The following is a 24753-nucleotide window of genomic DNA, read 5'->3' on the forward strand; positions in this document are numbered from 1 at the left end:
GCCGGGCGCGCGCCGGATCGTTGCATGCGCATTCGTTACGCTAAAAGGAGTGCCGATTCGGATTTGTTGCGCGCGCAACGCCCGCTTTCTCGCCCCCTCGCTTCCTCACTCTCACGCGAATTGCGGCAACGTCGCGTCGATCGCGTCCGCCAACGTATTGAACGCCGGCGCGATGTCCTCATCCGGCACGCACGCATAGCCGATCAGCAAACCCGACGGCGCCAGCGAAGGCTGCGCGTAATACCCCGACAACGGCCGCACGACGATATTGCGCTCCAGCGCCGCCGTTGCCACGCGACGATCGTCGCTGCCTTCGGGCAACTGCATCACCAGATGCAAACCGGCATCGCCGCCCACAGCCGGTAATACATCGCCATAACGGTGTGCAGCGGCATCGAGCAGGGTTTGCCGGCGTTGCCCGTAAAGCGTGCGCATCTTGCGGATATGCGACGTGAAATGCCCTTCGGCGATGAACTCGGCGAGCATCGCCTGTTGCAACAACTGCCCCTCGCGATACAACTCGGCGCTCGCCGTGGCGAAACTTTCGGCCAGTGCTTCCGGCACGACCAGATAGCCGATGCGCAGCCCCGGAAACAGCGTCTTGCCGAAACTGCCCACATAGATCACCTGACCGGACGTGTCCAGCCCCTGCAGCGACGCCAACGGCCGACTGCCGTAGCGGAATTCGCTGTCGTAGTCGTCCTCGATGATCCAGCACTGGTTTTGCCGTGCGTATTCGAGCAGCATGCGGCGCCGCGCGAGGCTCATCACCATGCCGAGCGGGTATTGATGCGACGGCGTGACGAGCATGAGCTTCGGTGGATGCGCGAGGTCGTCGGCGGAAGGATTGATGCCTTCGTCGTCGACCGCGATAGGCCGCGATTGCAGACCCGACACGTGCAGCACGCTGCGCACGCCCCAATAGCAAGGATCTTCGGTCCAGATCAGGTCGCCCGGATCGGACAGCAGCCGCACCGCGAGATCGACCGACTGGTGAATCCCGGTCGTGATGATGATCTGCTCGGGCGTGCAACGCACCGAGCGCGAGGTGCGCAGATAGTCGGCCAGCGCGTGCCGCAGCGACGCCAGCCCGCCGCCCGGCGCATACGTGAGGAGATCCGGGCGCAGCCGGCGCCAATACTTGTTGTGCAGCCGGCTCCACACACGCGCCGGAAACTTGGTGACGTCCGGTACGCCAGGCATGAACGCGCCCCACTGCCGCTTCGACACACCCGCACCCGCGATCAGCCGCGCGCCGCGCGTGGATAGCGCGCGCGCCGCCTGCAACGGCGGCGGCTCGCGGCGCGGGTCGGGCACGTTCGATGGATCTGTCCGGCCGAGCATGCCGGAGCCAATGCCTGAATCCATGCCTGAGGCGCCAAAGCCAACCCCAAACTCCCCCTCCGGCGCCCCAACAATCTCATCCGGCGCACTATCCGCCACGAAAGTACCGCGCCCGGTCGCCGAACTCACGTAGCCCTCCAGCACCAACTGCTCGTACACCTGCGTGACGGTATTGCGCCCAATGCCCAACTCCTGCGCCAACAGCCTCGACGACGGCACCTTGCTGCCCGCCGGCAACTCGCGCGACAGGATCGCCTGCTGCAACAGCCGATGCAGTTGACGATAGATCGGCTGGCCGTTGCCGCGATCGAGGCGCTGCGCCAGCCAGTCGGACAAAACGCTCGCGCGCATGATTGGCTCCTACATTTTTATTGAAATGGCTCTGAAATTAAGAGCCAAATCTCATTATAGTCGCTGCATGTGCTGCGCTGAGAGCGCGGCGTCCGCGAAAACGAGGAGAAGGAGATGACCATGAAGAATGCCGAACTGAAAAGCCGCAAAGACGCCGCCACCCCGCGCGGCGTCGGCGTGATGTGCGATTTCTACGCCGCGCGCGCGGAGAACGCGGAACTGTGGGACGTGGAAGGCCGCCGCTTCATCGACTTCGCCGCGGGTATCGCGGTGTGCAACACGGGCCATCGCCATCCGAAGATTCTGGCAGCGATCCGCGACCAGCTCGATCACTTCACGCACACCGCGTATCAGATCGTGCCGTACGCGTCGTATGTCGAGCTGGCCGAGAAGATCAACGCGCGCGCGCCCGGCGACTACCCGAAGAAAACCGCGTTCTTCACGACCGGCGCCGAAGCCGTCGAAAACGCCATCAAGATCGCCCGCGCCGCAACCGGCCGTCCGGGCGTGATCGCCTTCACCGGCGGCTTCCATGGCCGCACAATGATGGGCATGGCGCTGACCGGCAAGGTCGCGCCGTACAAGATCGGCTTCGGTCCGTTCCCGTCGGACGTATTCCACGCGCCGTTCCCGAATCCGCTGCACGGCGTGACCACCGCCGATTCGCTGAAGGCGATCGAATTCCTGTTCAAGGCCGACATCGATCCGAAGCGCGTCGCCGCGATCATTTTCGAACCGGTTCAGGGCGAAGGCGGTTTCTATCCGGCGCCGGCCGAGTTCGTGCGCGCGCTGCGCAAGCTGTGCAACGAGCACGGCATTCTGCTGATCGCCGACGAAGTGCAAACCGGCTTTGCCCGCACCGGCAAGCTGTTTGCCATGAACCACTACGACGTGGTGCCTGACCTGATGACCATGGCGAAGAGCCTGGCCGGCGGCATGCCGCTGTCGGGCGTGGTCGGCCGCGCCGACTTGATGGACGCGGCAGCGCCCGGCGGTCTCGGCGGCACGTACGCGGGCAATCCGTTGGCGGTGGCCGCGGCACATGCGGTGCTCGACATCATCGACGAAGAAAAGCTGTGCGAGCGCGCCACGCTGCTGGGCGACCGCGTGAAAGCCAAGCTGATCGCGCTGCAAAGCGACGTGCCGCAAATCGCCGACGTGCGCGGCCCCGGCGGCATGGTCGCGGTGGAATTCTGCAAGGCCGGCGGCACCGAGCCGGATGCGGAGTTCACCAAGCGCGTGCAGACGCGCGCGCTCGAACGCGGTTTGCTGCTGCTGGTGTGCGGCGTCTATTCGAACGTGGTGCGCTTCCTGTTCCCGCTGACGATCCAGGACGCCGTGTTCGACGAAGCCATGACGATCCTCGAAGAAGTCATCAAGGACAGCGTCGCGGTCGCGGCATAAGGACGAGACTCATGAACACGTTGACATTGAAAGACCCGACGCTTCTCAAGACCCACGCGTATATCGCGGGCGAATGGCAAGGCGCCGACGACGGCGCGACCTTCGAGGTGAAGAACCCCGCCACCGGCGAAACCATCGCGACGGTGCCGCGCATGGGCACGGCGGAAACGCGTCGCGCGATCGACACCGCCAACGCGGCCTGGCCCGCGTGGCGCGCCACGACCGCGAAGCAGCGCGCGGTAATCCTGCGCAAATGGCATGACCTGATGATGGAAAACGCCGACGACCTGGCGAAGATCCTCACCACGGAACAAGGCAAGCCGCTCGCCGAAGCCAAGGGCGAGATCCAGTACGCCGCGTCGTTCCTCGAATGGTTCGCGGAAGAAGGCAAGCGCGTGAACGGCGACACGATTCCCACGCCGGCCGGCGACAAACGCATTGTCGTGACCAAGGAACCGATCGGCGTGTGCGCGGCGATCACGCCGTGGAACTTCCCGGCGGCCATGATTACCCGCAAGGTCGGTCCGGCGTTGGCGGCAGGCTGCCCGATCATCGTCAAACCGGCCGAAGCGACGCCGCTGTCCGCGCTCGCGCTCGCCGTGCTGGCCGAACGCGCCGGCGTGCCGCGCGGCGTGTTCAACGTCGTGACCGGCGAGCCGAAAGCGATCGGCGCGGAAATGACCGGCAATCCGATCGTGCGCAAACTGTCGTTCACGGGTTCGACGCCGATTGGCCGTCTGCTAATGGCGCAGTGCGCGCCGACGGTCAAGAAGGTGTCGCTCGAACTCGGCGGCAATGCGCCGTTCATCGTGTTCGACGATGCCGATCTGGATGCGGCGGTGGCCGGCGCGATCGCGTCGAAGTATCGCAATAGCGGCCAGACCTGCGTCTGCACGAACCGTTTCTATGTGCATGACAAGGTGTACGACGCGTTCGCCGAGAAGCTGCGCGTCGCCGTCGAGCAACTGAAAGTGGGCCGCGGCACCGAAGACGGCGTCACGCAAGGTCCGCTGATCAACGAAGCGGCCGTGCTGAAGGTCGAGTCGCATATCGAAGACGCGTTGGCCAAGGGCGCGCGCATCGTCACGGGCGGCAAGCGTCATGCGCTCGGTCACGGCTTCTTCGAACCGACCGTGCTCGCGGATGTGACGCCGGCCATGAAAGTCGCGCGCGATGAAACCTTCGGGCCGCTCGCGCCATTGTTCCGTTTCTCGTCGGATGAGGAAGTGATTCGCCTCGCCAACGATACCGAGTTCGGGCTCGCGTCGTATTTCTTCAGCCGCGATATCGGCCGTGTCTGGCGGGTTGCCGAAGCGCTCGAATACGGCATGGTCGGGATCAACACCGGCCTGATCTCGAACGAAGTCGCGCCGTTCGGCGGCGTCAAGCAATCGGGCCTGGGCCGCGAAGGCTCGCATTACGGTATCGATGACTACGTGGTCATCAAATACCTGTGCATCGGCGGGATCTGATCGTCAGGACGCTTGAAGCATGAAGAACGGCCACGTCGTTTGATCCGGCGTGGCCGTTTTTTTCGCTGAATGCAAAACAGGCTTGCGTCACCTCACGGTGAAGCAAGCCTGTTGCGTTTGCTGCGTATCGAACTGGCGCAAGCGATCGGCTCGCGCCGCAGTCGATTAGTGACCGTAGTTGGCAACCGGTGCCGAGTACGAGCTCGGCGTCGTGCTTGCACGGCTACCTGCTTGCGACGAACCATTCGTGGCCGAACCATAACCGCTGGTTTGCGCATTGCCGTTCTGGGCAGCGACGCGGGCTTCGGCAGCCTGAATGTTGGCCGGGTAGTCGTAGTCGTTCGCGGTTGCCGGGTTGTAGCCGGCCTTTTCCAGTTGCACCAGCTCAGCGCGCACCTGAGCGCGGGTAACCGGTTGATTCGACTGGGCGAAAGCGGCCAGCGGCGCGGTAATGAGGGCGGCGATAACTGCGGCTTCGATCAGCGACTTCATGATAACTACCTCCAGAGATTTTTTTGTCTAGCGCTGCGAGGCGTTATGTCTGCAGCGGATGGAGGAAGTGTAGGAGTCGGGTCGACTAGGGTAAACCCCTAAAGTACCAATTGAGTGTTGTGAAAATCGAGATAATCGCCAGATCGTTAGCTTTCTGAAAGCACCGAAACAGGCATCGGCGCGTCCGGCAACGGGGACTCGGCGGCATTTCTCCCGCCCAGCGGCTGCCGGTCGCTTCTCGGACTCGCACCGAAGCGCGCGCGATACGTCCGCGAAAAATGCGACGGCGACTCGAAGCCGCACGCCACACAAATCGACGTGATCGACATGTCGGTCTGTTGCAGCAACTCACGCGCTCGGGCGAGGCGCAGTTGCAGATAGAAATGCGTCGGCGTGTCCTTCAGCGACGCGCAGAAAAGCCGCTCCAGTTGCCGCCGCGTCACGCCGATTTCCTGCGCGAGCTGGTCCGGCGCGAGCGGCTCTTCCATGTGTTGTTCCATCACGCCGATCACCTGAATCAGCTTGCGATTGTGCACGCCGTAACGCGCAGCGATCTCCATGCGCTGATGGTCCGAACGCTGCCGGATACGGCTCACCACGAATTGCTCCGACACGGCCGAGGCCAGCGTCGCACCATGCTTGCGGCCGATCAGGTCGAGCATCATATCGATCGACGCCGTGCCGCCCGCGCACGTAATGCGCCGCGCGCCGATCTCGAACAGCTCCTGGCTCGCATCCAGCGACGGATAGCGCTCGCGGAACGCCGACAGCGCTTCCCAATGCACGGTCACACTGTCCGTACCGTTCAGTAGCCCGGCTTCCGCAAGCACGAAACTGCCGGTGTCGATGCCGCCGAGCGTCGCGCCGGCGCGCTCGATCCGCTTCAGCGAATCGGCCAGCGCGCGGCTATAGCAGGCAAGCGGTTCGAAGCCCGCGACCACGAACAGCGTCTGCGCTGTACCGACCTCGCCGATGGCCGCATCCGCGTTGATCGAAATGCCGTTGCTGGCCGCGACCGGCGCACCGTCGAGACTGAGAATGCGCCAGCGGTACAGCGCATCGCGAAAGCGGTTCGCCACCCGCAACGGTTCCACCGCCGACATGAAACCGATCGCCGAAAAGCCCGGCAGCAGCAGGAACGACATATCTTCGGGCATCGTGCTCGGACTCGATCAGGGATACAACGCGGACTACAAAGCGGGGGCGCGGGGTCCCGGCGAGCGTAGCAAGCAGTGCATCAACCGGCAAGGCGCGCCAAAAATCCGCGCTGCAGGGCGACCGGATGCGCATGGGATGAGATGAGATGCGATGCGATGCGTGTTGCACTGCAATGCCGCCATGCCACGCGTCATAGCCCGCACTGCTGGTTTTCCCTCGGGGTCGCGTCAGAGCAAGAACGGGTCGCTGGCGGTCGCTTTGGCGGGAATATGGGGCATTAACGTAACGTCATGCCTGCAGTCCCGCCTCACCCAGTTTGTTGCTGTATCCAAACCGTCGCGCCAGTCCGAAGGCCGCTTCGCCGTTCGAGCCGCAGCCCGGTTCGAAACACGCCGTTCAACGTGTCAGAAGGGGGAACCTCATGAAGTGTCGTCTCAATGCCTTGCTTGCCTATCTCGTCGGCTTCGCCGCCATCGCCGCTGCTACGCCCGCCTTCGCGCAGGATCCGGCCGCCTGCCGCGCGGTGCATTTCGCCGACATCGGCTGGACGGATATCACGTCGACCACCGCGCTCGCGTCGACCGTCTTCGAAGGACTCGGTTATCAGCCGGTGACCACCGTCGCCTCGGTACCGATCTCGTTCGCGGGCCTCAAGAGCAAGCAGATCGACGTGTCGCTCGGCTACTGGTGGCCGGTGCAGGAAAAAGCGATCAGCCCGTTCGTCGAGTCGAAAGCGATCAACGTACTGCAGCCGCCCAATCTGAGCGGCGCCAAGGCCACCTTCGCGGTGCCGAGCTATGAGTACGACGCGGGCCTCAAGACCTTCGCCGATATCGCCAAACATCGCGACCAGCTCGACGGCAAGATCTACGGTATCGAACCCGGCAGCAGCGCGAACGCGGCGATCCAGAAAATGATCGCCAGCAATCAGTTCGGGCTCGGTGGTTTCAAGCTGATCGAGTCGAGCGAAGCCGGCATGCTGGTGTCGGTGGATCGCGCGATCCGCGAGAAGAAATGGGTGGTGTTTCTCGGCTGGGAACCGCATCCGATGAACATCACGATCGACATGAAATATCTGACCGGCAGCGACGGCGTATTCGGTCCGAACGACGGCGAAGCACGCGTGTACACGCTGACGTCCCCCGACTTTCTGACGCGTTGCCCGAACGCCGGCAAGCTCGTGAGCAATCTGCGCTTTTCGACGCAACTGGAAAACGTCGTCATGCAGTCGGTCATGAACAAGGAAAAACCGGCCGACGCCGCCAAGGCGTATCTGAAGAAAAACCCGCAAGTACTCGACGCCTGGCTAGCCGGCGTGAAGACCTACGACGGCAAGGACGGCTTGCCCGCGGTGAAGGCCTATCTCGGCCTCTGAGCGTCGCGCATCTCAATCCACAGGAAATAGCACGTATGAATCATGAAGTCATCGTGACCTGCGCGGTCACCGGCGCCGGCGACACCGTCGGCAAACATCCGGCCATTCCGGTCACGCCGAAACAGATCGCCGAAGCCGCGATCGAAGCCGCCAAAGCCGGCGCCACCGTCGCGCACTGCCACGTGCGCGATCCGAAAACCGGACGCGGCAGCCGCGATCCGCAGTTGTACCGCGAGGTGGTCGACCGGATCCGCTCGTCGGGCACCGACGTGATCATTAACCTGACGGCGGGCATGGGCGGCGATCTGGAGATCGGGCCGGGTGAAGACCCGATGCGCTTCGGCGCCAACACCGATCTGGTGGGCGGCCTGACACGTCTCGCGCACGTCGAGGAACTGCTGCCCGAAATCTGCACGCTCGATTGCGGCACGCTCAATTTCGGCGACGGCGATTACATCTACGTGTCGACGCCCGCCCAACTTCGCGCCGGTGCCCAGCGTATTCAGGAACTCGGCGTGAAGCCGGAACTGGAGATCTTCGACACCGGCCATCTGTGGTTTGCGAAGCAGTTGCTTAAAGAAGGCCTGCTCGACGCGCCGCCGCTGTTCCAGATTTGCCTCGGCATTCCCTGGGGCGCGCCCGCCGACACCACGTCGATGAAAGCGATGGCCGACAACCTGCCGCCCGGCGCGCAATGGGCCGGCTTCGGGATCGGCCGCATGCAGATGCCGATGGTCGCGCAGGCGATGCTGCTCGGCGGTCACGTGCGCGTGGGGCTCGAAGACAACATCTGGCTCGACAAAGGTGTGCCCGCAACCAACGGCACGCTGGTGCAGCGCGCGGTGGAAATCATCGAAAGGCTCGGCGCGCGTGCGCTGACGCCGGCTGAAGGACGCCGCAAGCTGGGCTTGCCGGCGCGTGGCGAGCGGCAACTGGAACGGCGTGCAGCCGGCCAGTATGCGTGATGGCGCGGTGTGAGCGTGGTGCTTCACGCTTCACGTCGCACGCGTGATTCAACGCCTCGCGGCGTCGAGCCGCGTCAACACGCTTCGACACTCTCGAACTCGTAGACAAAGGAAATTTCAGCAATGGCAGTGATCGTCGATATCAAAACATTTGCGGCCATCGGCGTGGGCGTGATCGGCAGCGGTTGGGTCGCGCGCGCGCTCGCGCATGGACTCGATGTGATCGCGTGGGACCCGGCGCCGGGCGCGGAAAAACAGTTGCGCGAGAACATCGCCAATGCGTGGCCGGCGCTCGAACGCGTCGGGCTGGCCGAGGGTGCGTCGCCCGAGCGCTTGCGCTTTGTCGCGACGATCGAAGCGTGCGTCGCGCAGGCCGATTTCATTCAGGAAAGCGCGCCCGAACGTGAGGAGCTCAAGCTCGCGCTGCACGAGCAGATCAGCCGCGCCGCGAAGCCGGACGCGATCATCGCGTCGTCCACGTCGGGGCTGTTGCCGAGCGACTTTTACGCGCGGGCGGTGAATCCGCAGCGCTGCATCGTCGGGCATCCGTTCAATCCGGTTTATCTGCTGCCGCTCGTCGAAGTGCTGGGCGGCGCCGCGACCGCGCCGGCAACGATCGACGCCGCGCTCAACATCTACCGCGCACTGTCGATGCGGCCGCTGCTCGTTCGCAAGGAGGTGCCGGGTTTTATCGCCGATCGTCTGCTCGAAGCGCTGTGGCGTGAGGCGCTGCATCTGGTGAACGAAGGTGTGGCGACGACCGGCGAAATCGACGACGCGATCCGCTTCGGCGCGGGCATCCGCTGGTCGTTCATGGGGACGTTCCTCACCTACACGCTCGCGGGCGGCGACGCCGGCATGCGTCACTTCATGCAGCAGTTCGGCCCTGCGCTCGAACTACCATGGACTAAACTGGTGGCGCCGAAGCTCACGGACGAATTGATCGATCGCGTGGTGGACGGCACGGCGGAACAGGTCGGCCCGCGCTCGATCAAGCAGTTGGAGCGTTATCGCGACGATTGCATTACGAGCGTGCTGGCGGCGATCAGCGACGCGAAAGCGCGGCATGGGTTACAGCCTGCCGATTGACGCTGAGAGGCCGCCTACGCCGCTCAGGCAGACGGTCCAGAGGCCTGAGCGGCGCCGAACCTGAATCAATTCAACCGACCACGGAGACGATTTGCCCATGCCGCAACCCGCTTCTCTACCCAGCTATCGCGATTCAGTACGCGCGGAATGGGTCGACTACAACGGCCATTTGCGCGACGCGTTCTACATGCTGATCTTCAGCTTCGCCACGGATGCGTTGATCGACCTGATCGGTTTGCCCGACGCGGTGCGCAAGGCGCGCGGCCGCTCGATCTACACGCTCGAAGCGCACATCAACTATCTGCACGAGATCAAGGAGGGCACGCCGGTTCGCGTCGACATGCGGATACTCGGGCATGACGCAAAGCGGCTGCATCTGTATCTGGAGATGTTCGCGGGCGATGGCGCTGAACCGGTCGCCGCCGGCGAACAGATGCTGCTGCACGTCGACACCAGCGGCCCGCGCGCGGTCACGTTCGACCCTGACGTTGCGACTCTCGTGCGATCATTGGCCGATGCGCATGCCGAACGGCCCGCGGCAACATACGCGGGGCGCGTTATCGGCCTGCCGGTGAAGACCTAGACCAGTGAGTCAACATGCTCGAACCGCAAATTGCTGCATTCATCGAACGGGCCGTGGCGATTTATCCCGCGCACACTACGTCGCTGTCGCCGCGTGAACAGCGCGAGCTTTACGATCGCTACGCGGCCACGCTGACGCCGGCGTTGCCGGACGAATTGAGCGTCAGGGACGCCGAGTTCCCAACCCGCGCCGGTCATGCGCTCAAGCTGCGGCTCTACCGGCATCGCGCGCGCGGCGAGCAGGCCGCTCACGGCGCCGTGTTGTACTTTCACGGCGGCGGCTTCGTGCTCGGCTCGCTGGACAGTCATCAGCTCGTCACGGCGCGCATTGCCGCCGACACCGGGCTCGATGTCATTGCGGTCGATTACCGGCTGGCTCCCGAGCACCGCGCGCCGGCCGCGCATGACGATTGTCTCGAAGTCACACTCGCCGCGCTGGAACGACGGCTACCGTTCAATCTGAACAGCGGCACGACGTTGCAGCTCGCCGGCGACAGCGCGGGCGCCACGCTCGCGGCCAGCGTGGCGATGCGCCTGCGCGACGACGGCGTTGGCGGCGTGCAAGGGCTCGCGCTGGTCTATCCGATGCTCGGCACCGATCCGCAGCCGCCCGCCCGCGACACCGAAGCGCAAGCGCCCATGCTCAAGCTGAGCGACGTCCATTCGTTTCGTGATCTGTATTGGGGAGAGCAGCCGCCCTACCCGGCATGGACGATTCCGCTCGAAGGCACGCGCTTCGACGGCCTGCCGCCGACACTCGCGATCGGGGTCGAACATGATCCGCTAAGGGATGACGCGCGCGTGTTCGTGGAACGCATCGAGGCGGCTGGCGGCGAGGCCCGTCTCTGGATCGGCGCCGGGCTCGTGCATGGATGTTGGCGGGCGCTCGAATCGAGCCCTGGTGTGCGGATGCTGCATCGCGAGGTGTGCGATTTTCTGTCGGCACACGCCGCGCCGGTGTTCGACGCGGATGCTTCAAGCCATCGCGGCCGTTAGCCGTAGCTCGGCCGCAACTCAACGGCCAATCAGTGGACGCTCTCCTTGCGCCACTGCGAATACGTCACGAGGTCCATACCGACTTCCGCCGCTTCGATCCGCGTCCAGCAGTAGAACGCGTCTTCCCAGCCGGGAATCTTCTGCGGCGTAAGTGAACGGAAATTCAGTCCCGCGCGATAGGCCAGGTGCGGCCAGAACAACGGCATCGCCTCGCGCACCGCCATTTGCCGCAACAGCTCGACCGGACCGCTTTCGTCCGCGACGATCTCGCCCTGCGAGATCCAGTCGTTCTCCGCCCACGCAACGAACACGCTCGGATTACCGGCACGGTCGAACATCAGAATCGCGTTCTGCTCAGGACGCCAGTAGTACTCCACGATGCCGTGCGCGGCCACCACTTCGCCGATCACTTTTTTCGTGCGCGGGTCGCAGTACGTCAAACCGTTCTCGCCCAACGCCAGCCAACCGCCTTCCGAACAGTGCCGGTTCTTCGCGTCGTTCAGAAAATGGACCAGCCGGTTGGCCGAATCGGTATCGGTCTTGCGCAGATACAGATCCACAATGCCGGCATTAAAGGCCTTCACCGCGACGGTTTCGTCCGCGACGCCGGTCAGCAGCACTTTCGCGCAGCGCAAATGGGCGATCGACGCGAGGAATTCCACCCCGCTCATGCCCGGCATGTCGTAGTCCACCACGACCGCCGCCACCTCCGCGAAGCGCGCGCCGCGCGCGAGCAGATCGCGCTCTGCCGACGTCTCGACCAGCCGCTCGATCCCGGTTTCGCTCAGACACGCCGACGCCGACGCGAACTCCAGCGAATTCTCGCGCGCATGCTGGCGAATGAACGCCAACGCGGTTTGCGGCCGCGAGAAAAACAGATTGGTCGACGTATCCGGAAAGAAACGGCGCAGTGCGTCGAGGTAACTATCGTTATCGTCGACGAAGACAACCGTGGCCGGATGGAAAACGGGGGGGCGAATAAAGTTGTTCATAAGCTCATGGGGACGATGCTGGCGCGCCGCGCACCTGCTGCGCGCCGGATTGCCTGCTGGCCGCCGGGCCGGTGCCTGTGGTCCATATAGTACAGGGCTCTTCAGGTAACGGCACAAACTTGCCTGGCGGCTTGCGATCGGGCATATGCCGATCGGATATGCGGCACGGAACGGGGGCAAACGGCATGCGCCCACACCGGCCGCCAACAAACCGCTTACGGCCGGTCGCGAGCAAAAACCGCCTTGTACACGAAAACGTCGATCGCGAGGGCGGCGCTGGTAAAGTGCGCGTGATCCGCTTGCTTCCGTGACGCGTCCACCACCTGACCACCCTGGCCACGCCGCAATGCTGCTTAAACCAAACCAACGAAGCGCCCGCGAACCGTGCCCGCGACCGTGCCTGCGCCACGGCCGCACGCTTGCAGCCGTCGCCGCCTTGAGCCTGTCCTTGCAGGGATGCGCGCTGCGCGGCGCGCCATCGGTTGAAATCTTCGGCGCGTATTTTCCGTTCTGGCTGCTGGGCGGATTGCTTGGGCTGGTCGGCTCGTTGATCGCCCAGCGGATTTTCGTGACCACCGGTTGGGCGCGGACCGTTCCGTACCTTCTCTTTGTCTGCGTGGCCATCGGCCTGACGGTCGCGGTTCTTTTCTGGCTTTCGGCAACAGGACTGCTCCTATGAAAATCGCCGGCTTGCGCAAAGCCTCGTCCAAGGGCCGCGTCATCGCGGGCGTGATCGTCGTGCTCGGTCTGGCGGCGGCGTACTACGCGTATGACCGCTCCACCCGTTTCCCCTCCACCGACGACGCCACCATCGACGCCGACGTCGTCCACGTGGCGTCGCCCGTGGGCGGCCGGATCGTCCGCCTGCCGGTCGAGGAAAACCAGCGGGTCGCGAAGGGCGACGTGCTGTTCGAGATCGACCCGGTGCCCTACCGTCTCGCGCTCGCGCAAACCCAGGCTGACCTGGAACTGGCGCGCGCCTCACTCGACACGCGTCGCAAGACGATCGTCGGCGAGCGCGCGAACGCCTCCATTGCCGGCGACCAGACCGGCAAAGCCGCCCACAACTACGACCTGGCGACCCGCACCGTGCAGCGGCTCACGCCGCTCGCCGCGAAGGGCTACGTGCCCCAGCAGCAACTCGACCAGGCGCAGGTGGCGCAGCGCGACGCCGCGCTGTCGCTGCAGCAGGCTCAGGCGCAGAAGCAGGCGAGCGCGCAGACCATCGGCGAAGAAGCCGACGCGATCGCCACGGTGCATGCGCGCGAGGCGGCGGTCGCGCTGGCCCAGCACGGTCTCGACGACACCGTCGTGCGCGCGCCGCACAACGGCTTCGTGACCGGCCTGTCGGTGCTGGCCGGCGAGACGGTGGCGCCGAGCCAGTCGATCTTCACGCTGGTCCACGCCGACGAATGGTTCGCCGTCGCGAACTTCCGCGAAGGCTCGCTGGCGCACATCGCGCCGGGCGACTGCGCGACCGTTTATTCGATGATCGACCGCAGCCAGGCGATCCACGGCAAGGTGGTCGGCATCGGCGCCGGCATCGCGGATTCGGACCGCATCAACTTGCCGCGCACGTTACCGATCGTCCAGCAGTCCGTGAACTGGGTACGGGTCGCCCAGCGGTTCCCCGTGCGAGTGCGTCTCGACGAACCGGCCGCCCGGCTGGTGCGGGTCGGCGCGAGCGCGATAGTCGAGGTCCGGCATGGCGCAGCCTGCCGGTGAACTGGCCCGCCCGGGCGCCGCGGACATTCTGAAGCTGCTCGCGCCGTATCCGGGGCGCGCGGCCATGGCGACCCGCATCGCGCTGATCTGCGCGTTGACGGTGTTCGTGACGAGCGCCTATGGCACGCCGGAAGCGGCGCTCTCCGCGTATATCGTGTTCTTTCTCAACCGGCCCGACCGGGTGACGAGCGTGCTGCTCAGCGCCGCGCTGATGGTGCTGGTCACGCTGGTGATCGGACTCGTGCTCGGCGTGGCGATTTTCGCGCTCGACGATCCGATGTGGCGAGTCGCGTGTATTGCGGGGCTGTCGTTCGCGCTGCTGTTCGTGACGTCGGCGAGCAAGCTGCGGCCGGTGGGCGCGATCCTCGCGATGATCGTCGGCTTCGGGCTCGACAAGCTCGGCAGCGTGCCGTTCGGCGAAGTGGCGACGCGCGCGCTGCTCTATACGTGGTTGTTCGTCGCGATTCCGGTCGGCGTGTCGATCTGCCTGAACATGCTGCTGGCGCCGTCGCCGCGACAACTGGCCGGCCGCGAGCTGGCAAAGCGTTTGCGAGCGGCGGCACGCGGCCTGAGCGAGCCGGACGATGCCGCGCGCGCCGCGCTGACCGCCTGCCTGCGCGACGGCGACGCGCAACTCGGGACATGGCTGAAGCTGTCGGTGGTGGACGGCTCCTCGGCGCGCGCCGATATTCCGGCGCTGCGGCAAGCCGTCTCGTCGACGCTGGCGATTCTCGTCGCGGCGGATCTGGGGGCTCGCGAACCGTCGGCCCGCTTGCCGGCCACGTTCGCCGCGCCGCTGGCGGAGACGCTGGAGAACATGGCGCACATGCTCGACGCCGGTGGGTATCCGGTGGAGATCGAACTCGCGTTGCCTGGTTCGACGGCATTGCCGCCGCTCGCGCGGATGGTCGTCGACAATCTGCGCGCCGCCATTACGGGTTTCGCCGTGGTCGAAACCGTGGTCGAAGCCACGAGCGAAGCCGAAGCACCGACACCGCCCGCAGCGACAGCCACGCCCACATCCACACCCAAGCCCAAACCCGGCGGCTTCTTCCTGCCTGACGCCTTCACCAATCCCGACCACGTCCGCTATGCGCTGAAGACCACCGTCGCGGCGCTGTTCTGCTATCTGCTCTACTCGCAGATCGACTGGCCGGGTATTCATACCTGTTTCATCACGGTCTACATCGTGTCGCTCGGCACCACCGCCGAAACCGTCGAGAAGTTGACGTTGCGGATCGTCGGCTGTCTCGTCGGCGCGTTCGTCGGCACGGCGGCGATTGTGTTCGTGACGCCCGCGCTGACCTCGATCGTCGGCCTGATAGCGCTCGTGATGGTGGGCGCCTGGCTGGCGGCGTGGGTCGCGTTCGGTTCGCCACGGATCGGCTATGCGGGCTTCCAGATCGCCTTCGCGTTTTTCCTGTGCGTGGTTCAGGGCGCGGCGCCCGCCTTCGATCTGACGGTGGCGCGCGACCGCACGATCGGCATTCTGCTCGGCAATGTGGTCGTCTATCTGGTCTTCACGCGCGTGTGGCCGGTGAGCGTCGCCACCCGTGTCGATGTCGCGCTCGCCGCCTTGCAGCAGCAGTGGCAACGGCTGACGTCGCTCGCTCAAAGCGGCGCGCGCCGCACTCAGGCCGCGAGCGCGATGGCGCAATACGGCGCCTTGCAACAGGACCTCGCGCTGATGCATTACGAGCCGTCGTGGGTTCGGCCGGAACCCGAGTGGATCGCCGAACGGCGCGACGTGCTGGCCGGCTTCGGCGCGCTCGAAGGACCGATGTTCCTGCTCGCCGAACAGCGGCCGGGCGATGTCGCGATCGATAGCTGGCTTCGGCGGATCACGCGCGAAATGCCGCAGCGTCAGGCTGACGTTGCGAGCGGCGAAGCGAAGGCCGCTCACCCCACGCCGCCGGAACCCTCGCTCGACGACACGCGCACCGCGTTATTGAAACTCGGCGACGCACGTCTCACTCAACTCGAACACGCCGCGTCGGACGATGCAGCGAAAGGCCTTGCGACTCATGCGCCGGTTTAACGCACCATTCGCTCTGGCGATCCTGGCGACGGCGGGTCTGGCCGGCTGCGCGACGTCGTCGCTGGACATGGCGCCGGATAGTCCGGACCGTCCCTGGCAGCCACGCACGGACGCGTCCGGCGCGATCGTGCCGGGGCCGGCGGGCGCTTCAGGGACTTCAAGCGCTGCGGGTGCCTCGAATGCCTTAGGTGCTTCAGGCGTTTCAGCCACGTCTGCAGGCGGCTACACGTTGCCCGCGAATCCCGCGCTCGCCGCTGTACCGCCTCCGCCCGCGCTGGAGCAGGCGCACGACTACAACCTGCCGGAACTGATCGATCTCGCGGAATCGGCCAATCCGCTGACCCGCATCGCGTGGAACGACGCGCGCAACGCCGCGCTCGCGGCCGGCATCGCGAAGGCCGCCTACCTTCCGCAACTGTCGGCGGCAGCGATGGGCCTGTACGCCGACGCGCACGGCTCCTCCACATCGGCGCTCGGCGATTCGTCGGCGACCGCGTCGGGCCACGGCGAAACCTCGGTGCTCGCGTTGAACTGGCTGCTGTTCGATTTCGGCGGACGCGCTGCGCGCGTCGAAGCGGCATCGCAGGGCTCGGTGATCGCCAACATCGGTTTCACCGCCGTCCACCAGCAAGTGATCTTCGACGTCAGCGTCGCGTTCTACAGCTATCAGGCGGCACGTGCCCGCATCGACACGACGCGGCAAGGGCTCGACAACGCCGAGGCGATCCTCGCCGCCGCGCAGTCGCGCTACAAGCATGGCGTCGGCACCGTCATCGAAGTCGCGCAGGCCAATCAGAACCGCGCCCAGGCGAAGCTCGCGCTGGTCCAGGCCCAGGGCGCCGAAAGCAACAGCTATCTGATGCTGATCTCCGCGATGGGCATCTCGCCGCTGTCGAAACCACGAATCGCGACGCTGCCCACGCATGCGCTACCCGCCACGATGAACGACTCGATCGAACAGATCGTGTCGTCCGCGATTGCGCGACGCCCCGACGTGTTGAGCGCGTACGCGGCCGAGCGGGTCAATCTCGCGAGGGTGAAAGCCGCCGAATCGGAGTTCATGCCGAAAGTGTTCGTATCGGCGTCCGGCGCGTACCACACCGGCAGCTCGTCGATCTCGGCGGTGCCGGCCATCGGTCAGCAATTGCCAACCGTGAACCTGAGCGGCGGGCACTACGGCGGCAGTGTGATCGTCGGCGTGACGATTCCGATTTACGACGGCGGGTTGCGTTCGGCGGTGCTCGCGCAGGCGCGCAACGACGCGGACAGCGCGACCACCCGCCTCGCCCGCAGCCGCGAGGAAGCGGTCCGGCAGATCGTCGCCGCGCAGAACACGCTGCAGACGAGTTTGAGCGCGCAGGCTGCCGCGAAAGAATTGCTCGCCGCCGCGCAGACCACGTACGACGCCGCGTTCGACGCGTATCGCCACGGCGTCGGCTCGGTCACCGACGCGCTGCTCGCGCAGAATCAACTGCTGGCGGCGAAGAATGCCGATGCGGATAGTTATAGCGGCGCGTTGTCGGCGGCCGCGGCGCTTGCACTGGCGACGGGGTCGGTCGATTCGATTCCGTCGCAGGGAAGTTGGTGATCGAATACGCGCGCTAAGTGCGTTCAGATGTGACGTGTCATGCAAACCCAAGCGCTTGCGCGATCAGCAACATGCCGACACCAAGCACCACGACGCCGATGACGTGTGCAACGCGCACGCCATCAGGCGCGAGGCGTTCGGCGCTTGTGGCCGCCGTGACGGCCGCCATCACACGCAGGTCCATCACACCACTCACGAGCAGGATCGCCGTGAAGCCGGCGCAGCAATAGCTGCAATGCAGACCGATGCTCACGCCATGCCGCCACGCTGAACGGGCGTCGACCGGCCGAGTCTGTGCGCACGTCGGCGCTTTACGGCAACAGGCAAGACGACGTGCTTTCCATCGGCTGAACTGAAGCGCGCCGCCGCTCAGCACGATCAGGCCGATGGCGAGCGGAACGCCTCGCGCCAACATCGGCCAGCGCATTTCAAGCGCCGTCAGCGCAGCGCCGAGCGCAAAGGCCGCGCATCCGCAAACGGTCCACACGAAGAAGTAGCCGATGCCCATCAGCGCGCTCAATCCACCTGCCAGCATCTCGTCAGCGAGACCAGCGCGACCAGCACGACCCACGCCGCCGGCCTCGCCAGTACCACGCACGTTGCGCCAATAACGCCACAACACCGGCGCGAACGACGGCAGCATCATCGCCACCATCATCACGGCCCACATGCCGACAAACGACGCCGCGGCGCGCGCCCAGGTTTGTCCGCACATCGGCCGCCACGCCATCGACATCGTCCAGCCGCCGGGCATCGGCATCGCGCCCATCTTCGACATGGACGCGCACCAGACGATCGTCACAGCCACGCTAGCGGCAAATAGCGCGGCAATGACGACAACGAAGACCCGCTCGCCGACCCGGACTCGCGTCAAGTGCCCGCGGCCGGTTGCACTCGCATAAGCCATACCCCACCTCAGCGCGTAGCGTACTCGTCATGCCGCTTCCACCAGACGCCCGTTTCGTTGCGCCCCTTCGGCGCGCGATCGAGCCACTGGTACATCCCCCAGATGCCATCCACACCGCGCGCGTAGGTGGAATACGTGTGATACACGACGCCATCCTCCAGCACGAACGCGCTCAGCCCCGGCCGGTCCTGCGTATAGGTCGCCGGATCGGTCCCGCACGTGGCCGCGAATTGCGCGACCGGCGCGGGCACCTGAGCCGCGTCCATGGCGTGTCCGCCGCGCTGGTAGTTGTATTCGACGCGCCCTTCACGCTGCTCCGCGTCGGTGAACGCAATGTTGAAGTCGAAATTGAAATCGCTGCCGAACGACGAGGCCCACGGAAACGTCCAGCCCATTCGCTGCCGATACCCCAGCAGCTTCGCGAGTGGCGCCCGCGATATCGCGGACAAGGTCACGTCGTGGTTCGCGAGGTGGACCACGAGTCCATCGAACCCATCCGCGATCGACGAGCACGACGGGCATCCCGCCTTGTAGTCCGGTCCGAACATGAAGTGGTAAACGAGCAGTTGCGAGCGTCCGCGAAACAGCTCGGCGAGCGATACGCTGCCCTGCTCGGTGTCGAACCGGTACGCCTTGTCGATGCGGACCCACGGTAAGGCCTGGCGCTGCCGGACCAGTTCGTCGCCCTGCCGCGTGAAGGCCTTCTCGGCGTCGAGCAATTCGAGCCGCGCGGCCAGCCATTGTTCACGGGTTCCAGTCGGATGCGTCGTCATCATGTTTCACTCCGTTAGGTATCCTGCGCCGTGGGTTCGGTCGCTCGGCGGCCGGTACGGCGTAGGGGTTGTCGGTCGTGCTAGATTAGTCGCGAGCAATCGTTCGATGGGAGTGACAAGTGTGGCGTGATTCGGATCGGCAATGGACTCGCTAGTCACGGCTGCAGCGCGCGCGCTCGCGGCGGGCGATCCGCTCGGCGCGCTGAATCATGTTGCGTTGCGAGACGACGCGCCCGCGCTCGCGCTGCGCGGCATCGCGATGGCGCAACTCGGCGACTTGCCGCGCGCCAGGCTGCTGGTGCGCGGCGCGGCACGCGCGTTCGGCGCGAAGGCGCCGCTGGCCCGCGCGCGCTGTGTGGTCGCCGAGGCCGAAATCGCGCTGGCGTCGCGCGATCTGAACTGGCCCGTGAAAGCGCTCGACGCCGCGCGCGTTCTGCTCGACGCGCACGGCGACCGACTGAACGCCGCCCATGCGCGCTACCTGCAAGTGCGGCGCCTGCTGCTGATCGGTCAGCTCGACGAAGCCGAACGCGCGCTCGCCGGACTCGACCCCACGCCCTTCCCGCCTTCGACACGCGCCGCCCACGAACTGATGGTGGCCGGCATCGCGCTGCGCCGGGTGCGGACCGCAACGGCGCGCGCCGCCTTTGCGAGCGCCGAACGCGCCGCGCGTCAAGCCGGTATTCCCACGCTGATCGCGGAGGTCGACCACGCGGCCCTCGCACTGACCGCACCCGCGGCGCGTCTGATCGAACGCGGCGAAGAGCGGCTCCTTCTGCTCGACGAAGTCGAAGCGCTGCTGGCCGCGTCGAACGTGCTGGTGGTGGACGCTTGCCGTCACGTCATACAAAGCGCAAAGACGACGATCCCGCTCGCCAGCCGCCCGGTGCTGTTCACGCTAGTGCGCGTGCTGGCCGAAGCATGGCCCGCCGACGTGCCGCGCGACACGCTCGTCGCTCGCGCATTCCGGGCAAAGCACGCGGACGAATCGCACCGCGCGCGCCTGCGGGTCGAAGTCGGACGGCTTCGTGCATTGCTAGGCACGCTGGCCGACGTGAATGCGACCAAGCGTGGCTTCGCGTTGGCGCCGCGCGAAGCCGCCACGGCCGTGGTGCTCGCGCGACCCGTGGACGAAGCGCACGCGGCGCTGCTCGCGTGCCTCGCCGACGGCGAATCGTGGGCAAGCTCCGCGCTCGCATTGGCGCTCGGCGCCAGCCAGCGCACCGTGCAGCGCACGCTGGATTCACTGGCCGCGGCCGGCAAGGTGCAGTCGATCGGACTCGGCCGGGCCCGCCGCTGGATGATGCCGCCCATCCCGGGATTCGCGACGGCTTTGTTACTCCCCTCGCTTTTTTCCAACGATTAGGATGGAAGCATGAACCGATCAGCCGCCAGAATCCTGCGTGAATATGGACCCTTTCCGGGCGTCGAGAGTGTGGGCGGCGTCACGTACGACGGTCAGCACGTCTGGCTCGCCGCCGGCAGCAAACTGACTTCGCTCGACCCGTCGAGCGGCGACACGCTGCGCTCGATCGACGTTGCCGCGCACGCGGGCACCGCTTTCGACGGTCAGCATCTGTTCCAGATCGCCGCCGACCGCATCCAGAAGATCGATCCGCAAACCGGCCAGGTGCTCGGCACGATTCCCGCACCCGGCGGCGCCGGCGCCGATTCGGGACTGGCGTGGGCGGAAGGCTCGTTGTGGGTCGGCCAGTATCGGGACCGCAAGATCCATCAGATCGATCCGCAGACCGGCGCGATTCTGCGCACCATCGAATCGAATCGTTTCGTGACCGGCGTAACCTGGGTCGAGGGTGACCTGTGGCACGCCACGTGGGAAGACGACGCCAGCGAGTTGCGGCGTATCGATCCCAACACCGGAGAAGTACTGGAGAGTCTTGAGTTGCCGACGGGCGTCGGCGTGTCGGGGCTCGAATCCGACGGCGCCGATCGTTTCTTCTGCGGCGGCGGTAATAGCGGAAAAGTGCGAGCGGTGCAGCGGCCTGGACGAGCGTCCGAGGACGAGAGCGGTGCCGGGGTTCCCGTCGACTCGACGCGTGAGTGAGCGAAACGCGCGGCGCCTGAACGGTCGCGCGATCGCCCGCGTCACATCATGTCTGCACGGCGGGGAACATAACCGACACGCTCAACCCTCGTCCGTCGTGACCCGCTTCCAGCGTGACTTCGGCGAGATGCGCCCGCGCGATTTCGCGCACGATGGACAGTCCCAGCCCGCTGCCCTCCTCACTGGACGCACGAAAGAACGGCTCGAACACGCGCTCGCGCAGTTCGACGCTGATGCCCGGCCCTTCGTCGGTGATCGTGACGACCCAGCGCGCGTCTTTCGCGGCGAGATTGAGCGCGACATGACCGCCTGACGGCGTATAGCGAATCGCGTTGTCCAGCAGATTGAACAGCAGCACCGACAGCAACGGCTCGTTGCCCATCACCTCGGCAGCTTCGTCGAGTTGCGCCGACAATTCGACGCCGCGCCGCTGCGCGAGCAACGCCAATTGCTCGATCGTGCCGGTTGCCACCGCGCGCAGATCGACGGGCACGCCCTGAAAGTCGGCATAGTCCGCGGCTTCCGCTTGCGCGAGCAACAGCAACTGATTCGTGAGCGCCACCAGCGAGAGATTGCTGCGATGCATCGCCAGCAACGTCTCCTTGATTTGCGTGAGATCGTCCTGACGGCGCGCGTATTGCAACTGCGTACCGAGCAGCGTGAGCGGCGTGCGCAACTGGTGCGCCGCGTCCGCGATAAAACGCCGCTGCATCGCGGTCTTACGCTCGATGATATCGAGGCACTGATTGAACGCGCTGACGATAGGGCGCAGTTCGTTGCGCAGCGGATCGGCCCGCACCCGCACCGATGCATTCGGCGCGCGCGCGAGCATGTCGTTGGCGAGCCGCATCAGCGGACGCAGTTCGAACGTGAGACCGACGCACACCAGCACCACCGCAATCGCGACGATGCCGGCGAAATGCAGCATCTGCGGTTGCCATAGCGCAGCGGCGGTAGCGTCGCGCTGCAGCAGCGTGCGTCCGACCGACACCACCACGTGTTTGATAGTGCCCGCGTCGTACATCGGACGGATCAGCGACACCGCGCGGATCGGATGACCGCTCACCGTCGCGTCGTACCAGAGCGGCGATTCGTCCGGCACGCGCAGCGGGAAATCCGATGTGCCCGCAATCGTCGCGCCGCCCACTTCGCGAATGCTGAAATAGACATGGTCGCCGGCCGGCGAGCTCAGAATCTCGATCGCGCTGGGCGATATCTCCGCGTGCAAATAGCCGTTGGTCCACTCGATGTCGCCCGCCATCACGCGCGCGGACGACAGCAGCGCTTCGTCCTGCAACAGCCGCGCGGTGCGCGCGGCGTTGTCGTGGGCGATCAGGCCGGCGGCGATCACGTAGACGGTCATGGGCAGCAGCAGCCATAGCAGCAGCCTGAGCCGCAGGCTATTCGTCATCGGCGCCGTCTTCCAGCAGATAGCCGAGACCGCGCAACGTGATGATCGTCGCGGTGCTCTTTTCGAGCTTCTTGCGCAGCCGCGAAACGTAGATTTCGATCGCGTCTTCGCTGGTCATCGCGTCGCCTTTGCTGAGCGAATCCGCCAGCATGGTCTTCGCGACGGTCTTCTTGGCGCGCAGTATCAGCGCTTCGAGCACCGCGTGTTCGCGCGGCGTCAGCGCCAGCGGTTCACCTTCCACCGCGAACTGGCAGCGGTCCATGTCGTAGGTGAGATTGCCGCATTTGAGTTTGTTCGAGCGCGAAGGCGCCTGGCGACGCGCCAGCACCTTCACGCGCGCGACCAGTTCGCGCGCGTCGAACGGCTTGACGATGTAGTCGTCCGCGCCGGCGCCGAGCAGCACCACTTTTTCATCGACGGCGCCGGTGGCCGTGAGGATCAGCACCGGCGTCGTGTCCTCGCGCTCGCGCATGCGGCGCAATACGCTTTTGCCCGACAGGTGCGGCAGATTCAGATCGAGCAGCACCACGTCGTAGGGGACGGCGCGCAGCGCGCTTTCCGCTGCTTCGCCGTCGCTGACACGGTCGAGCATGAAGCCGTCGTCGAGCAGAATACGCGCGAGCCAGTGCGCGAGCTGGTCATTGTCTTCTACGAGCAGTAGCCTCATTCCTTCCATCCCCAAAGCGTTCATGCGGTCTTGTATTGCTCCCGCGCCGGCGCAGAACGGTACAGGATCAGCGTGGCGACCACGCCGCACACGGCGGCGAACGACATCCACGCGCCCGGCGAAGCCTTATCGCCGGTAGTATGAATCAGCCACGTCGAGATTGCCGGCGTGAATCCGCCGATCACCGTGGCAAGGCTGTACGCCATCGAAAAGCCGGTGGTACGCACATGAGCCGGCATCAATTCCGTCAGCGCGACGACCATCGCGCCGTTGTACCACGCGTACAGCACCGACAGCCAGAGTTCGACCATCAACAGACGCTCGAACGACGGTTGCACAACCAGCCATTGCATGACCGGATAGGCGGTCAGAATCGCCAGCACCGTGCAGGCCAGCAGCACCGGGCGACGGCCGATGCGATCCGACACGGCGCCCGCGATCGGCAGCCAGATGAAGTTCGACACGCCGACGCACACCGTCACCAGCAGCGCATCGAGCGAGGACAGCTTGAGCACGACCTTGCCGAAAGTCGGCGTGTACGCGGTGATCAGATAGAACGACGCGGTCGTCATGATCACGAGGCCCATGCCGGCGAGAATCAGACGCGAGTGCTGCACCATCGACTTCGCGATTTCGCCCATGCTCGGACGATGCCGGCGCGCGGCGAATTCCTCGGTTTCCTGCAGCGAACGGCGCACGTAGAACAGGAACGGCACGATCATGCAGCCGACAATGAACGGAATGCGCCAGCCCCATGCGTTCATTTCCGAAGCCGGAACCAGGCGGTTCAACAGCACGCCGAGCGACGCCGCGAACACCACGGCGACCTGCTGGCTTGCCGACTGCCACGAGCAATAGAAGCCGCGATTGCCCTTGGTCGCGATTTCGGACAGATAGACCGACACGCCACCCAGTTCGACGCCCGCGGAAAAGCCTTGCAGCAAGCGCCCGAACAGCACGATAGCCGGCGCCAGCAAACCGATCGCCGCGTAACTCGGCACGAACGCGACGCACGCGGTGCCGATCGCCATCAGCGTCAACGACAGAATCAAACCCTTGCGGCGGCCGTGATGATCGATGTACGCGCCGAGCACCAGCGCGCCGACCGGACGCATCAGGAAACCCGCGCCGAACACGGACAGCGCCAGCATCAGCGACGCGAATTCGTTGCCGGTCGGAAAGAACGTGGCGGCAATCGCGGCCGCGTAGTACCCGTACACGGTGAAGTCGTACATCTCGAGAAAATTGCCGCTGGTGACGCGGAACACCGCTTTGACGCGCGATTCCCTCGCCTTGGGCGGTGCGTCGGCGGACGCGGTGGCGTCGATCGTGGAGGGTGATGTCATAGTGACCTCGGTG

22 protein-coding genes are annotated in these 24753 nt (G+C 65.4%); 13 read left to right on the forward strand and 9 right to left on the reverse strand.

Translation table 11 applies throughout. The annotated features are described in order from the left end of the window. Positions 1–111: 111 nt before the first annotated feature. Positions 112–1695 (reverse strand): MocR-like pyridoxine biosynthesis transcription factor PdxR, encoded by a 1584-nt coding sequence (pdxR, locus tag FA94_RS31600; RefSeq protein WP_035558969.1) that lies wholly within the window; start codon positions 1693–1695, stop codon positions 112–114. A 120-nt stretch (positions 1696–1815) separates the two neighbouring features. Between pdxR and FA94_RS31605 the strand changes: the two genes are divergently transcribed. Further along, complete coding sequence (locus tag FA94_RS31605) at positions 1816–3099, forward strand: 4-aminobutyrate--2-oxoglutarate transaminase (protein WP_035563657.1); 1284 nt, start codon at positions 1816–1818, stop codon at positions 3097–3099. A gap of 11 nt (positions 3100–3110) precedes the next feature. Then, positions 3111–4571 carry an NADP-dependent succinate-semialdehyde dehydrogenase gene (gene gabD, locus FA94_RS31610; protein ID WP_035558972.1) on the forward strand — a complete coding sequence of 487 codons (1461 nt, stop codon included), beginning with the start codon at positions 3111–3113 and terminating at the stop codon, positions 4569–4571. Between the two features lie 165 nt (positions 4572–4736). On the opposite strand, the gene FA94_RS31615 is transcribed toward gabD, so the two are convergent. Further along, positions 4737–5063: a DUF4148 domain-containing protein gene (locus FA94_RS31615; RefSeq protein WP_035558975.1), complete on the reverse strand. Its 327-nt coding sequence runs from the start codon at positions 5061–5063 to the stop codon at positions 4737–4739. 146 nt (positions 5064–5209) lie between these two features. After that, a complete protein-coding gene (locus tag FA94_RS31620) occupies positions 5210–6220 on the reverse strand; it encodes a GlxA family transcriptional regulator (RefSeq protein ID WP_051980971.1) in 1011 nt (336 codons plus the stop codon). Positions 6221–6642: 422 nt separating this feature from the next. On the opposite strand from FA94_RS31620, the gene FA94_RS31625 reads away from it, so the two are divergent. The 5 genes from FA94_RS31625 (at position 6643) to FA94_RS31645 (ending at position 11228) form a co-directional block, all read left to right on the forward strand. Continuing rightward, positions 6643–7596, forward strand: coding sequence for a choline ABC transporter substrate-binding protein (locus FA94_RS31625; protein ID WP_035558978.1), 954 nt, complete (start codon positions 6643–6645; stop codon positions 7594–7596). Positions 7597–7631: 35 nt separating this feature from the next. Next, a complete protein-coding gene (gene cdhC, locus FA94_RS31630; RefSeq protein WP_035558981.1) occupies positions 7632–8561 on the forward strand; it encodes a 3-dehydrocarnitine:acetyl-CoA trimethylamine transferase CdhC in 930 nt (309 codons plus the stop codon). 123 nt (positions 8562–8684) lie between these two features. Continuing rightward, the gene (locus tag FA94_RS31635; protein ID WP_035558984.1) at positions 8685–9650 is read left to right on the forward strand and encodes an L-carnitine dehydrogenase; all 966 of its coding nucleotides are present in this window, start codon (positions 8685–8687) and stop codon (positions 9648–9650) included. Positions 9651–9747: 97 nt separating this feature from the next. Next, the gene (locus FA94_RS31640) at positions 9748–10233 is read left to right on the forward strand and encodes a thioesterase family protein (RefSeq protein WP_035558986.1); all 486 of its coding nucleotides are present in this window, start codon (positions 9748–9750) and stop codon (positions 10231–10233) included. A 14-nt stretch (positions 10234–10247) separates the two neighbouring features. After that, entirely contained in the window at positions 10248–11228 is a 981-nt protein-coding gene (locus FA94_RS31645) for an alpha/beta hydrolase (RefSeq protein ID WP_035558989.1), read from the forward strand. A 29-nt stretch (positions 11229–11257) separates the two neighbouring features. Here FA94_RS31645 and FA94_RS31650 read toward each other — a convergent pair whose 3' ends face one another. Further along, positions 11258–12220: a response regulator gene (locus FA94_RS31650; RefSeq protein WP_035558992.1), complete on the reverse strand. Its 963-nt coding sequence runs from the start codon at positions 12218–12220 to the stop codon at positions 11258–11260. A 436-nt stretch (positions 12221–12656) separates the two neighbouring features. On the opposite strand from FA94_RS31650, the gene FA94_RS31655 reads away from it, so the two are divergent. From FA94_RS31655 to FA94_RS31670, 4 genes are read left to right on the forward strand one after another with little or no spacing between them, the layout of a single operon-like run. Then, positions 12657–12899 (forward strand): hypothetical protein, encoded by a 243-nt coding sequence (locus FA94_RS31655; RefSeq protein WP_176057560.1) that lies wholly within the window; start codon positions 12657–12659, stop codon positions 12897–12899. Beyond that, complete coding sequence (mdtN, locus tag FA94_RS31660) at positions 12896–13945, forward strand: multidrug transporter subunit MdtN (RefSeq protein WP_035558995.1); 1050 nt, start codon at positions 12896–12898, stop codon at positions 13943–13945. The genes FA94_RS31655 and mdtN overlap by 4 nt, the downstream gene beginning before the upstream one ends. Beyond that, positions 13926–15983, forward strand: a complete 2058-nt coding sequence (locus FA94_RS31665; protein ID WP_035558998.1) for an FUSC family protein — start codon at positions 13926–13928, stop codon at positions 15981–15983. Before mdtN ends, FA94_RS31665 begins: the two co-directional genes overlap by 20 nt. Beyond that, positions 15970–17571 carry a TolC family protein gene (locus FA94_RS31670; protein WP_035559001.1) on the forward strand — a complete coding sequence of 534 codons (1602 nt, stop codon included), beginning with the start codon at positions 15970–15972 and terminating at the stop codon, positions 17569–17571. The genes FA94_RS31665 and FA94_RS31670 overlap by 14 nt, the downstream gene beginning before the upstream one ends. 37 nt (positions 17572–17608) lie before the next feature. Here the strand turns inward: FA94_RS31670 and FA94_RS31675 are convergent, their stop codons facing one another. Beyond that, positions 17609–18478 carry a DUF2182 domain-containing protein gene (locus tag FA94_RS31675; protein ID WP_051980973.1) on the reverse strand — a complete coding sequence of 290 codons (870 nt, stop codon included), beginning with the start codon at positions 18476–18478 and terminating at the stop codon, positions 17609–17611. 8 nt (positions 18479–18486) lie between these two features. After that, positions 18487–19251, reverse strand: a complete 765-nt coding sequence (locus tag FA94_RS31680; protein WP_156126837.1) for a DUF899 domain-containing protein — start codon at positions 19249–19251, stop codon at positions 18487–18489. A 142-nt stretch (positions 19252–19393) separates the two neighbouring features. Here FA94_RS31680 and FA94_RS31685 point away from each other — a divergent pair, with 142 nt between their 5' ends. Beyond that, positions 19394–20617 carry a hypothetical protein gene (locus FA94_RS31685; protein WP_035559009.1) on the forward strand — a complete coding sequence of 408 codons (1224 nt, stop codon included), beginning with the start codon at positions 19394–19396 and terminating at the stop codon, positions 20615–20617. A 9-nt stretch (positions 20618–20626) separates the two neighbouring features. Further along, positions 20627–21316 (forward strand): Vgb family protein, encoded by a 690-nt coding sequence (locus FA94_RS31690; protein WP_035559013.1) that lies wholly within the window; start codon positions 20627–20629, stop codon positions 21314–21316. Positions 21317–21362: 46 nt separating this feature from the next. Here the strand turns inward: FA94_RS31690 and FA94_RS31695 are convergent, their stop codons facing one another. From FA94_RS31695 to FA94_RS31705, 3 genes are read right to left on the reverse strand one after another with little or no spacing between them, the layout of a single operon-like run. Further along, positions 21363–22727: a sensor histidine kinase gene (locus FA94_RS31695; RefSeq protein ID WP_035559018.1), complete on the reverse strand. Its 1365-nt coding sequence runs from the start codon at positions 22725–22727 to the stop codon at positions 21363–21365. After that, on the reverse strand, positions 22717–23394 hold the full coding sequence (locus FA94_RS31700) for a response regulator transcription factor (protein WP_035559022.1): 678 nt from the start codon (positions 23392–23394) through the stop codon (positions 22717–22719). Before FA94_RS31700 ends, FA94_RS31695 begins: the two co-directional genes overlap by 11 nt. A gap of 20 nt (positions 23395–23414) precedes the next feature. Then, on the reverse strand, positions 23415–24740 hold the full coding sequence (locus tag FA94_RS31705; protein WP_051980975.1) for an MFS transporter: 1326 nt from the start codon (positions 24738–24740) through the stop codon (positions 23415–23417). Positions 24741–24753 lie beyond the last annotated feature (13 nt).

Origin of the sequence: Burkholderia sp. 9120, assembly GCF_000745015.1 — a bacterium.
In the GTDB taxonomy this organism is placed as follows: Bacteria; Pseudomonadota; Gammaproteobacteria; order Burkholderiales; family Burkholderiaceae; genus Paraburkholderia.

Coding starts and splice junctions, on each gene's coding strand:
- mdtN (WP_035558995.1), top strand. CDS start 12,896: ATGAAAATCGCCGGCTTGCGCAAAGCCTCGTCCAAGGGCCGCGTCATC.
- FA94_RS31665 (WP_035558998.1), top strand. CDS start 13,926: ATGGCGCAGCCTGCCGGTGAACTGGCCCGCCCGGGCGCCGCGGACATT.
- FA94_RS31695 (WP_035559018.1), bottom strand. CDS start 22,727: ATGACGAATAGCCTGCGGCTCAGGCTGCTGCTATGGCTGCTGCTGCCC.
- pdxR (WP_035558969.1), bottom strand. CDS start 1,695: ATGCGCGCGAGCGTTTTGTCCGACTGGCTGGCGCAGCGCCTCGATCGC.
- FA94_RS31645 (WP_035558989.1), top strand. CDS start 10,248: ATGCTCGAACCGCAAATTGCTGCATTCATCGAACGGGCCGTGGCGATT.
- FA94_RS31625 (WP_035558978.1), top strand. CDS start 6,643: ATGAAGTGTCGTCTCAATGCCTTGCTTGCCTATCTCGTCGGCTTCGCC.
- FA94_RS31620 (WP_051980971.1), bottom strand. CDS start 6,220: ATGCCCGAAGATATGTCGTTCCTGCTGCTGCCGGGCTTTTCGGCGATC.
- FA94_RS31685 (WP_035559009.1), top strand. CDS start 19,394: ATGGACTCGCTAGTCACGGCTGCAGCGCGCGCGCTCGCGGCGGGCGAT.
- FA94_RS31675 (WP_051980973.1), bottom strand. CDS start 18,478: ATGGCTTATGCGAGTGCAACCGGCCGCGGGCACTTGACGCGAGTCCGG.
- gabD (WP_035558972.1), top strand. CDS start 3,111: ATGAACACGTTGACATTGAAAGACCCGACGCTTCTCAAGACCCACGCG.
- FA94_RS31690 (WP_035559013.1), top strand. CDS start 20,627: ATGAACCGATCAGCCGCCAGAATCCTGCGTGAATATGGACCCTTTCCG.
- cdhC (WP_035558981.1), top strand. CDS start 7,632: ATGAATCATGAAGTCATCGTGACCTGCGCGGTCACCGGCGCCGGCGAC.
- FA94_RS31605 (WP_035563657.1), top strand. CDS start 1,816: ATGAAGAATGCCGAACTGAAAAGCCGCAAAGACGCCGCCACCCCGCGC.
- FA94_RS31670 (WP_035559001.1), top strand. CDS start 15,970: ATGCGCCGGTTTAACGCACCATTCGCTCTGGCGATCCTGGCGACGGCG.
- FA94_RS31650 (WP_035558992.1), bottom strand. CDS start 12,220: ATGAACAACTTTATTCGCCCCCCCGTTTTCCATCCGGCCACGGTTGTC.
- FA94_RS31705 (WP_051980975.1), bottom strand. CDS start 24,740: ATGACATCACCCTCCACGATCGACGCCACCGCGTCCGCCGACGCACCG.
- FA94_RS31640 (WP_035558986.1), top strand. CDS start 9,748: ATGCCGCAACCCGCTTCTCTACCCAGCTATCGCGATTCAGTACGCGCG.
- FA94_RS31700 (WP_035559022.1), bottom strand. CDS start 23,394: ATGAGGCTACTGCTCGTAGAAGACAATGACCAGCTCGCGCACTGGCTC.
- FA94_RS31680 (WP_156126837.1), bottom strand. CDS start 19,251: ATGACGACGCATCCGACTGGAACCCGTGAACAATGGCTGGCCGCGCGG.
- FA94_RS31635 (WP_035558984.1), top strand. CDS start 8,685: ATGGCAGTGATCGTCGATATCAAAACATTTGCGGCCATCGGCGTGGGC.
- FA94_RS31615 (WP_035558975.1), bottom strand. CDS start 5,063: ATGAAGTCGCTGATCGAAGCCGCAGTTATCGCCGCCCTCATTACCGCG.